General features: G+C 42.0%; 9 protein-coding genes and 1 pseudogene. 2 read left to right on the forward strand and 8 right to left on the reverse strand.

Going from position 1 to position 10,832, the window contains the following annotated elements; all coding sequences use genetic code 11:
* The first annotated feature begins 397 nt into the window (after positions 1-397).
* The gene (locus RMZ95_RS23585; RefSeq protein WP_409883599.1) at positions 398-1,375 is read left to right on the forward strand and encodes a LysR family transcriptional regulator; all 978 of its coding nucleotides are present in this window, start codon (positions 398-400) and stop codon (positions 1,373-1,375) included.
* 90 nt (positions 1,376-1,465) lie between these two features.
* Here RMZ95_RS23585 and gcvP read toward each other — a convergent pair whose 3' ends face one another.
* From gcvP to gcvT, 3 genes are all read right to left on the reverse strand, one after another.
* Positions 1,466-4,399 (reverse strand): aminomethyl-transferring glycine dehydrogenase, encoded by a 2,934-nt coding sequence (gene gcvP, locus RMZ95_RS23590; RefSeq protein ID WP_409883601.1) that lies wholly within the window; start codon positions 4,397-4,399, stop codon positions 1,466-1,468.
* 228 nt (positions 4,400-4,627) lie between these two features.
* Positions 4,628-5,017: a glycine cleavage system protein GcvH gene (gcvH, locus tag RMZ95_RS23595; protein ID WP_289797706.1), complete on the reverse strand. Its 390-nt coding sequence runs from the start codon at positions 5,015-5,017 to the stop codon at positions 4,628-4,630.
* Between the two features lie 125 nt (positions 5,018-5,142).
* On the reverse strand, positions 5,143-6,279 hold the full coding sequence (gcvT, locus tag RMZ95_RS23600) for a glycine cleavage system aminomethyltransferase GcvT (RefSeq protein WP_409883603.1): 1,137 nt from the start codon (positions 6,277-6,279) through the stop codon (positions 5,143-5,145).
* 192 nt (positions 6,280-6,471) lie between these two features.
* Here gcvT and RMZ95_RS23605 point away from each other — a divergent pair, with 192 nt between their 5' ends.
* Positions 6,472-6,969 carry a pentapeptide repeat-containing protein gene (locus RMZ95_RS23605; protein ID WP_322671500.1) on the forward strand — a complete coding sequence of 166 codons (498 nt, stop codon included), beginning with the start codon at positions 6,472-6,474 and terminating at the stop codon, positions 6,967-6,969.
* Between the two features lie 85 nt (positions 6,970-7,054).
* Here the strand turns inward: RMZ95_RS23605 and RMZ95_RS23610 are convergent, their stop codons facing one another.
* From RMZ95_RS23610 to RMZ95_RS23630, 5 genes and pseudogenes are all read right to left on the reverse strand, one after another.
* Positions 7,055-8,824 carry a tetratricopeptide repeat protein gene (locus RMZ95_RS23610; RefSeq protein ID WP_409883605.1) on the reverse strand — a complete coding sequence of 590 codons (1,770 nt, stop codon included), beginning with the start codon at positions 8,822-8,824 and terminating at the stop codon, positions 7,055-7,057.
* A gap of 276 nt (positions 8,825-9,100) precedes the next feature.
* Positions 9,101-9,268, reverse strand: a complete 168-nt coding sequence (locus RMZ95_RS23615; protein ID WP_409883607.1) for a hypothetical protein — start codon at positions 9,266-9,268, stop codon at positions 9,101-9,103.
* Positions 9,269-9,299: 31 nt separating this feature from the next.
* Positions 9,300-9,392 (reverse strand): annotated as a pseudogene (locus tag RMZ95_RS23620) (UPF0175 family protein); the annotation flags it as partial.
* Positions 9,393-9,558: 166 nt separating this feature from the next.
* Entirely contained in the window at positions 9,559-10,089 is a 531-nt protein-coding gene (locus RMZ95_RS23625) for a hypothetical protein (protein ID WP_409883610.1), read from the reverse strand.
* A 278-nt stretch (positions 10,090-10,367) separates the two neighbouring features.
* Complete coding sequence (locus RMZ95_RS23630; protein WP_409883612.1) at positions 10,368-10,679, reverse strand: hypothetical protein; 312 nt, start codon at positions 10,677-10,679, stop codon at positions 10,368-10,370.
* Positions 10,680-10,832: the final 153 nt, after the last annotated feature.

Here is a 10,832-nt window from a genome sequence, read left to right on the forward strand (position 1 = left end):
GGTAACATTCAGGTAATTGAGATGCGAAGTTGAAATGATTACTTTATGTCAATTAAAAACCGCTAGATAATCTGTAGCACAATGATGAAGTGAAACACTGATAGTTCGCTACAGTTCAACTATCAGCTTCTGTAATCACAAGAGAATGGCTCAGAACGATACCGTTAAAAATATTATCTAAAAATTCATATTATTTCAGTACAAAATAGTCAATTATTTTTTGGGCGAAATTTACCGAAAAAATCGATGCAAAGCGCATCATTGACGACAAAGGCAGTCAAACCTGATTTACTTAAATGTCAATCAGAGAAAAAAAGCTGTAACAAACTCTACTAAATTGTGGATAAAAATCCGTTAACTTTATAAAACTGATCAATGTAATTCAGGCTACATAAAAATGCGCCTAGAGCAGTTGCAAGCCTTTCTAGCGATCGCCCAAACCGGCAGCTTTCAACAAGCAGCGCGAACATCTGGTGTTACCCAATCGACGATTAGTCGCCAAATCCAAGCATTAGAAGCAGATTTGGGGATAGAACTGTTTCACAGAAGCACTCATGCCAAACTGACACTAGGAGGCGAACGTTTGTTACCCCGCGTTCGTAAAATTTGTCAAGAGTGGCAGACTGCTACAGAAGAATTAGCCGATTTAATCGCTGGAAAGCAACCAGAGCTTTGCATTGCCGTGATTCACTCTCTCTGTGGATCTTACTTACCACCAGTGTTGCAAAAATTTTGTCATGATTATCCAGATGTGCAATTGCGGGTGACTTCATTGGGAAGCGATCGCGCCCTGAAAGTTCTCAAAGATGGATTGGTAGATTTAGCAATTGTGATGAATAATCGTTTTTTAACCACCAGTAGAGAAATGGTGGTAGAAGTACTTTATGATGAACCTATAGAACTTTTAACCGCAGCCAATCATCCCCTGGCACAATATGAATGCGTCCCTTGGTCGGAGCTAATTCGTTATCCCCAAGTGGTTTTTAAAGATGGTTATGGGATGCAACGCTTAATACAAGATAAATTTGAGCGGATGGAAGCCACACTCCAATCGGCTTTAGAGGTAAATACCCTAGATGCCTTCCGGGGAGTTGTGCGCCAAGGGAAATTGATAGCTTTGCTACCTCAATCAGCATTACTGGAAGCACATCTTGACCCTACCCTGGCGATTCGTTCTTTAGCCAGTAATAATACTAATGGTTTAGCAGATGGTTCCAGTTTGACTCGACGGGTAGTTATGGTGACAACTCAAGATCGTCTGCAAATTCCTCCCATTAAACATTTTTGGCAACTCGTGCAAGAAAATATTCCACTGCAAATTAACCAGCAGCGATCGCCTTCGTCAACTGCGATTTTATTGGACAACGTAAGTTAATTAAAGCAACGCGATCGCAATTTTAAAAATTCCAGCGAAAAAAATAATCTATCGTAGGGCGCACAGCTAGCTGTGCGCCCCTAATTCAGTTTAATAAGCATCCATTGGCAGACAAGAACAAACAAAATTGCGATCGCCAAAGGCTGCATCAATGCGACCAACAGCAGGCCAGAATTTATATTCACGAGTCCAAGGCGCGGGATAGGCAGCTTGTTCGCGAGAATAGGGATGCTGCCATTCTCCGGTAATTAAACTTTCGGCAGTGTGGGGTGCGTTCTTCAAAAGATTATCTTGGATATCCACCTTGCCAACTTCTATTTCGGCAATTTCTTGACGAATAGAAATCAAGGCATCACAGAAACGATCCAACTCTTGCTTAGATTCACTTTCTGTAGGTTCCACCATGATTGTACCCCCTACAGGCCAGGAGACAGTCGGCGCATGGAAACCGTAATCGATCAGACGCTTGGCAACATCATCGATTTCGATCGCAGCCGATTTTTTGAGCGATCGTAAATCTAAAATACATTCATGGGCAACTAGACCATTTTTCCCCTGATACAAAACCGGATAGTATGATTCCAGTTTCTTGGCAATGTAGTTAGCGTTGAGAATCGCCACCTTAGTAGCTTGGGTTAAACCATCTGCACCCATCATGGCGATGTACATCCAAGAAATCACCAAGATACTCGCACTACCCCAAGGCGCAGCCGCCACAGCACCAATATGTGAGTGCTGAGTTGAGTCGTTGATAGTAACAACAGGATGTCCGGGTAGAAAAGGCACAAGATGAGATGCAACGCCAATGGGCCCCATACCGGGGCCACCGCCACCATGAGGAATACAGAAAGTTTTGTGCAGATTCAAGTGACACACATCCGCGCCAATATCTCCAGGACGGCAAATTCCCACTTGGGCATTCATATTTGCCCCATCCATGTAAACTTGTCCACCATGACTGTGAACAACAGCGCAGATTTCCTGAATTGGCTCCTCAAAGACACCGTGAGTTGAGGGATATGTCACCATTAAGGCGGCTAATTCATTGCTGTGTTTTTCTGCCTTCGCCTTCAAGTCAGCAACATCAATATTACCTTGTGAGTCACAAGCAACAGCCACCACCTTCATCCCGCACATCACCGCACTTGCTGGATTTGTTCCGTGTGCGGAGGTGGGAATCAAACAAACATTGCGATGTGCTTCACCCCGATTTTCGTGATATTGACGAATTACTAAAAGTCCAGCATATTCGCCCTGAGAACCAGCATTTGGTTGTAAAGAAATTCCCGCAAACCCAGTAATTTCAGCTAACCATGCCTCAAGTTGCTGGAATAGGATTTGATAACCTTGCGTTTGCGACGCTGGGGCAAATGGATGAATCTTGCCAAATTCCTCCCAACTTACCGGAATCATCTCAGCAGTTGCATTCAACTTCATTGTGCAAGAACCCAAGGGAATCATCGATGTCGTTAGCGATAAGTCCTTGCTTTCTAATTTGTGCAGATAACGCAACAACTCCGTTTCTGAGTGATAACGGTTAAAAACTGGGTGGGTGAGATAGGTGCTGGTACGGGCAAGGCTTGAGTTTTGTAGAGGTGATTTGCGCTGTGCTGCAATTAAGTCTCCAATTTCTTTAAAACCGAGAAATAGACTATCAGGCGCTGCAAAAATCTCCAAAATCTCTATCAAATCATCTACTGTAGTTGTTTCATCTAGAGAAATACCAACAGCAGTGTCATCAAAAATTCGCAGGTTAATATTCCTTGCTTGACAAGCTTCAAGAATTACTTCTAGGCTGCGTGTTCCCAATTCCACCCGCAGTGTATCAAAGAAATTTTCAGAACTAATTTTGTAACCTAGATGCTTAAGTCCTGCTGCCAACATTAAAGTTAGCTGATGGATATTCTCAGCAATTTGCTTCAGTCCAGTAGGGCCATGATAGACCGCGTACATACTTGCCATTACCGCCAGTAGCACCTGTGCAGTACAAATATTACTAGTAGCTTTTTCACGGCGGATGTGCTGTTCGCGGGTTTGCAAGGCGAGACGTAATGCAGGCTTCCCTTGGGCATCTTTTGAGACTCCCACAATTCGCCCTGGAACTAGCCGCTTATACTCTTCCTTCGTAGCAAAATATGCCGCATGAGGCCCCCCAAACCCCAAAGGAATACCGAACCGCTGAGTGCTTCCGACAGCAATATCAGCGCCAAACTCCCCAGGAGGGGTAAGTAAAGTTAAACTTAGAGGATCTGCTGCTACCGTCACCAATGCACCCTTAGCATGGGCTTTTTCGATAAAAGCGCGGTAGTCGTAAATAGTGCCATCACTTGCAGGGTATTGCAGAACAGCGCCAAAAATTGGTCGATCGAAATCAAATGCTTGATGATCGCCAACAATAATCTTAATCCCCAATGGTTTAGCACGTGTTTGCAACACGTCGATAGTTTGGGGATGGCAATCACGAGAGACAAAATAGGCATCTGCCTGATTTTTAGAGACACCATAGCTTAGGCTCATTGCTTCAGCTGCGGCTGTGGCTTCATCGAGTAACGAAGCATTGGCAATTTCCAAACCCGTAAGGTCGATAATCAAAGTTTGGAAATTCAGTAGCGCTTCTAGTCGCCCTTGAGCAATTTCTGGCTGATAAGGAGTGTAGGCAGTATACCAACCAGGGTTTTCTAGGATATTACGCCCAATCACAGGTGGGGTAATACTGTCGTAATAGCCCATACCAATGTATGAACGGAAAACCTGATTTTTGGCAGCAACTTTTTTTAACGATGCCAGTGCTGCATACTCGCTTTCTGCTGCTGGTAACTTTAGCGGTTGCTTCAGCCGAATTCCCTGTGGAACTGTTTGGTCGATTAGGGCATCCAGGCTGGGAAACCCCAAAACCTTAAGCATTTGCTGAATATCATCGGAGTTAGGGCCAATGTGTCTTGGCACAAAACTACTGAAATTTTGACTTTTTTCGTCCAGCACTTGCTGCTCATGAGACTTGAGAATAGGGGCGTTCAATACCACAAATTACTCTCCAGATGGTACTATTTCATATTTTGCAATAAATACTCTTAAACTGGGGGCTGGGGACTGGGAATTCGGAAGATATTGGATAGGTGAATAAGAGTAATTATTAATTACCTTCTCCACTCACCTACTCCCTTACTCTTCTATTCAGCAATCAGCACGGGCTAAACCCTAGCTATCCGCTAACACCACGGGCTAAACGCCCCGCTTCCGCTAACAGCACTTTTACTCCCCTTCTACTTGGGCGCGATACTCATCTGCTGTCAAGGCATCTTCAACTTCGCCAGGGTCATTGACGCGCACTTTCAAAAACCACCCTTCCCCGTAGGGGTCTTCTGACACTTCTTCGGGAGAACTAATTAAGGCTTCATTGCGTTCTATAACTGTGCCTGTTACTGGTGAATTAAGTTCCTCAACGGCTTTCACTGATTCAATTGTGCCAAAGTTTTCTCCCCTAGTAAGAGCATCGCCAATTTCTGGTAGTTCCAAAAAGACGATATCACCCAATTCATGTACGGCAAACTCAGTAATGCCAATGGTGGCAATTTCACCATCTATTCGCACGTATTCATGAGAATCCAGGTATCTGAAATCTTGAGGATATTCAAAAGACATATCACTTCCTCTCCCTTATTAAAAAAATTATTGCCCCAATAGTTATCCAAGCCATATTTGGTAATGAACCTGACTGTAGATTGAATAACTCACAACACATTATTCCTCAAAAACCTCAGCGCTTATCAGTTGGCAACACGATTTTTTGACCGATAAAAGGGACGTTTAACTACAACTGCTGGATAAACTTTGCCGCGAATTTCGATTTCTAGCTGCTGACCAACAGTTGCTAGCTGGGTGGGAACGTAGCCTAATGCAACAGGATAACCAAGTGTAGGTGACAGGGTGCCACTAGTAACTTCTCCCACAACTTTACCTGTGGATAACACTTGATAGCCATGACGGGCAATGTTGCGTCCTTGGGTTTGCAAACCTACCAATCGGCGATGCACTCCCTTGGCTTTTTGCTCTGCTAAAACTTCCCGACCAATAAAATCGCCTTTGGTATCTAAATGAACTAGCCACCCCAAACCTGCTTCTAAGGGTGTGGTGATGTCATCGATATCTTGTCCGTAAAGTGCCATCGCTGCTTCTAGGCGCAGAGTGTCTCTCGCACCGAGTCCACAGGGGATAACACCACTTTTATGGAGAGTTTGCCACAATTCTACTCCCACATCCGGGTCTAACATCACCTCAAAGCCATCTTCTCCGGTATAACCCGTGCGGGCCAAAAAGGCAGGTTTACCTAGTAGAGTTGCTTCTAAATGTCCAAAGGCTTTGATTGGTTGCAAGTCTTCTTGCACTAATGGCTGGAGATATTTAATCGCTTTTGGCCCTTGGACGGCAATTAAGACTTTATCTGGTGAAAGGTCTTGGAATTGCACCTTATCCAAGTCAAAATGTTGCAATAGCCATGCTTTATCTTTACCAGAAGTTGCCGCATTGACTATGATGAATGCCTTTTGTGTACCACTGGTGTCTTCACCTTGATAATAAACAATGATGTCGTCAATAATTCCCGCTTGGGGATTTAACAATACGGTGTATTGTGCTTGACCAGCTTGCAAACGACTCAAGTCGGAAGGTACTAGTGGCTGGAGTTGGGAAATCAGGTTTTTACCTTGGAGGGTAAATTTGCCCATGTGGGAAATATCGAACATTCCGGCTGTATTTCTTACAGCCTCGTGTTCGCGGCTAATTCCACTAAATTGCACAGGCATTTCCCAGCCGCCAAAGCTGGTAAGGCGTGCTTTGAGTTCTACACCCAATTGATATAAAGGAGTTCGCGCCAGAAATTGGGCGTTGTCTTCTTGATTAGCCACAGTTAATTATTGCGATCGCACCTCAACATCTATCATCCTACGAGAGATTAGGGAAGAGGTGACAGGGGACAGGGGACAGGTGATAGGGAATAATCTCTACCCTGTAACCTATTCCCTTCTTCATTCCCTTGTCCCCTTCTGTAAGGTTTAATAGTTAATGGTGGAAATGTTGAGATTTATTAAGAAGAGATTATGAAATATTGGCAACTGTTAGCTAGCTTTGTCTTAGCTATGGTTCTTTTTTTGTTTCCCCTATCAGCGCAAGCTGCAAGTTCTTCTAGTATTACCCGTTCTGTGGGTAATGATGAACTCAAGGCCAAGGATTACTCTGGCCAAAGTTTGATTGGTACTGAGTTTACCAATCTCAAATTAGAGAATGCTAACTTTAGCAATGCTGACTTACGTGGTGGCGTATTTAACGGTAGCGTATTGGAGGGAGTAAATCTGCATGGTGCTGATTTTAGTGAAGGCATAGCCTATCTAACAAGGTTTAAGGATGCTGATTTAAGTGATGCACTGTTGACCGATGCAATGATGCTGCGTTCTACTTTTGATGGCGTGGATATCACAGGTACCGATTTTACGAATGCAATTTTAGATGGAATACAAGTGAAAAAGCTTTGTGTTAACGCAAGTGGTGTGAATTCTAAAACTGGTGTGGAAACTCGCAAGTCTTTAGGATGTAAGTAAATCCTAACCCCTCTTCGCTAATGGAGAGGGATATATTTTTTTAACGAATTACGAATTACGAATTACGAATTACGGTCGGCGATCGCTAATGATATGCTTCTCTTAAAAAGCTGGCATAATTTGCCCGAACCGTCATAGTTGTCGGATGACTTATACCTAAAGTCCGTTCGCAAATTTTCAAAGCTTTCTCAAATAAGGGTTTGGCTTTCCTGTAGCGTCTTGTATGACGGTAGAGCGCCGCTAGATTGTTCAGGCTAATGGCGACATCGGGATGGTTATTTCCCAACAGGCGTTTACTCAGTTCTAAAGCTTGCTCATACAAAGGTTCGGCTTGTTTGTAACTTCCTGTAGATTCGTAAAGTTGTGCTAAATTGTTCAGGCTGGTGGCAACATCGGGATGTGCTTCTCCCAGCAGGCGTTTTCTCAGTTTTAATGCTTGCTTGAACAAGGGTTCGGCTTCACTATAGCGTCTTGTATAGCAGTACAATGCTCCTAAATTGTTCAGACTCGTGGCAACATGGGGATGTTCTTCTCCCACTAGGCGTTTCCACAGTTCTAAAGCTTGCTGATACAAAGGTTCGGCTTCGCTATAGCGTCCTGTATATTCGTAGATTAATGCCAAATAGCTCAGGCTTGTGGCGACATCGGTATGTTCTTCTCCTAACAGACGTTTTCTCAGTGCTAAAGCTTGCTCAAGCAAGGGTTCGGCTTCTCTGTAGCGTCCTGTAGTTTCGTAAAGTACTGCTAAATTGTTCAGACTAGTGGCGACATCGATATGTTCTAAACCAAAACGATTTTGAGTTAGTTCTACACACCGTTGCAACCAAAGTTCTGCTTGCTGATAGAGTGCTTGACTTTGATAAAACCAGGCTAATTTGGTAAACAGAGTGATTAGATTTTTATCGCCCAGATATTCGGATAGGTGAGTTGCAACTTCTTTAATATGCGGGATATGTGGAGTGAAGTTGAGAATATCTTCAGGGTTGAGCTGTTGCGGAATTAGCTTTGCTACCTCTAACATCATGGTTGCAAATTTAGTTTTTGCTTCATCCGCCTCACTTGATTTATCCAACTTCATTCGGAAAAGTTGTCGAATCTGTGGATTTAGAAGATAAATTCCTTTATTTTTCTGTTGTAATAAATGTAATTCTAGTAAATCGGCTATGGCTTTCTCGTTGAGTTGTTGTTTTTTGTCATCTTCTATTGTCTCAACAGATAGGGGAATGTCAGCTAAAGCACACAAACTTAGCAAACAGCCGAAGCTTTGGGCATTTTCATCCAACTGTTCCCAACTCAATTCAAAAGCTTCAACTATACCGTATTCATCAGGCATCAATGAGTTAGCGTTAGCTATTGCTTTGTGTTCCACTCGTTTCTTCTCTAGCCGCTTCAGCAGTGTTTCCAGAGACAAATCTGGCATTTTATCCAAATATCGTCCCACTAACTCTAACGCTAAAGGTAAATATCCCAAAAATTTACAAATTCTTCTCGCAACCAAAGCTTCTTGTTGCAGTCGTTCCCGAACTACTAGCGATTTGAATAATTTCATCGCCGCCAATGGTTTGAGTACAGCCAATTTGCTACCATTATATTTTGCGCTCAGGTAAGCTTGTAACTTTTCTAGTTTGTCTTGATTGTTGAAAGTCGCTAACTCAGGATTATTCTGAGCAAACTTGTTATATACCTCACCCACCCACTTTGTGAAAGCGGCAATATCAACGTTTAATTCGCTGGCAAGTTTAGCTTTAGTTTTACCTAAGTTTTTTGTCTGAAAATATTTTGTAAAAGCTGCCGTTTGCTCCAGAGATAAGCCATTCGTAGCAGCTTCTTTTGCTATAAAATTAGCCCATTGCATAAACAGCTTGTAAAATTTATTTTTATTGTAGCTTTGTCTCCATTAGGAAATCTTCTATCTTTGGGGTAAAAGTACCATTTGTATAAAAATATTTAAATTTAGTGGCTACGTATTTTGTTATTTAATATGAGAATCAAACCGCAGAGTCGCAGAGGGCAAGAAGGAAGAGAGAAAAGGAAGCAAAAGCTATTTGAAGTTACAATTGATAGCGATCGCTATTCTCCTGTTTGTTGCTTGAGTAAATTGACCAAAGTATCGGATAACCTCAAACCAGCGTCACACCAAGCTTGAATTCCAGGAGATATTGCTTGGGATTAGTCCACGTCTTTTCGCTAATATCAGCAAGCCTCCGGTTCCGATAGTATTAATACCTAAAGCTTGACCACAACGCCGTGTTGCTCTATCGTCAACAATAGCGGCATAGTCGGAATTTTTTAGTGCCAAACTCAATACTTGTGATTCTCCCTTTCCCAAAACGAGTTAACCCAGCAGAAATTGCTGGGTTAACTTGTGAAATGTCACCTAATTCATACCATTTAACTGCTGCGGCAATTCGCATTTCTTGGATAAATTATTCTGGATTTTTACAAAATGCTGAAAATACTGTTTTCTACTTGAAGCGATGCGAACATTTAACTCAACCTACAAATATTTTTAACTGAATCGTATTGCAAGTTAAAGGATAATTGGTAATTGGTTTTCCAAAAGAATTAATTTCAGAAGTTAGACCGTATCTAGCGGTATCTAGCAGTTCCGGTGAGTACTAGAGTTTGATATGACTGTAATTGTCCAAATAGGGGAGTACGAATAAATCCTGATGTTCTTTGAGTAGTTAAAATGGCTTCAGTTTGGACAGGAGTTTCTCGTGTTCCGATCGCTAGGTTGATAATTGGTAAGAGTAAGCTCAGTTTAACTATATTTCCTCCCAAATCAGGGTTTAGTGGTTTGCTAATAATTATTGTCAGTAGCGTACCGATATCACTAGCTAATGTCTGAATTTGATCGCCACTAAAATCCTCAGAAATTTTTTGAGTTTTGTAATCAAGTTGTGGAACTCCATTGATAATTGAATACTTGATGTTAGTATCTTTACCTTCAAGTTCAAATTCATTTGGTCGTTGCACAACAATTGCTTGTGCTGGCTTAGTGGATTTGGTAATCGCAAAAGATAATAGTGATGTCGTGGTTAAGCCAGTCACAAAAGTGAGAGCAGTTTTGAGAACTTGACGACGGGGAAATTTTGAGGATATGTCTTTAAGGTTCATAATCGTAATTTAAACCATTGATAAAGAAATAGTTCTCTTTCTAGAAAGAGATTAAGATTGCGCTATCCGATATAGGGCGCGACAGCGCTAATATGATTCTAGATTATTCAGTTAGCAAGGTAGCTAAACTATAGGCTTACACCATCGGTACTACCCGACTCGATTCTCGCTAGCACATCGTTGAGCGACACATTGAACTTGACCACTGCTAAATCTGAATTTTATTTAAAGTTGATGTGACAAAGTATTAGGATGAGAAGTTACCATGAAAAATCATGTTAATTCTCACAACTTAGACCGATGATTAAGCAATTGTCTAAAAAATCTTGCCAGTAATCTTCTGTGTACTGTTCTATTGCTTGCTTTGGAATTTCTATAGGATGCCATGAAAACTTCTTAAACCCAGCTTCTGTTACAGCCCATTCATAAATAGATTGACTCCACCCAAAGTATTTAATCATAAATGGTGGATTTGTGTGAAGTTCAGTTTCAGAATAAAAGCCTTCTGACAAAGGTTCTTGTTTGAGTACCGTAAGTCCATACTTTGTTGAATTTGATTTCTTCCAAGAGAAATTCGGATTAACCGTCATGGCAACAAAACGCCCGTTTGACGCTAGATTTTTGCGAATATTAGAACCTATCCCACTAATAAAATCCTTTGAACCCAGATATGGATAGTAGCAAGGTCAATAAATGCATCAAAACATACTTTCCGACGCTCCCAACGAACAGCTAAACGGCGG

The sequence above is a fragment of the Nostoc sp. DedQUE07 genome (assembly GCF_034530975.2).
GTDB lineage: Bacteria > Cyanobacteriota > Cyanobacteriia > Cyanobacteriales > Nostocaceae > Nostoc.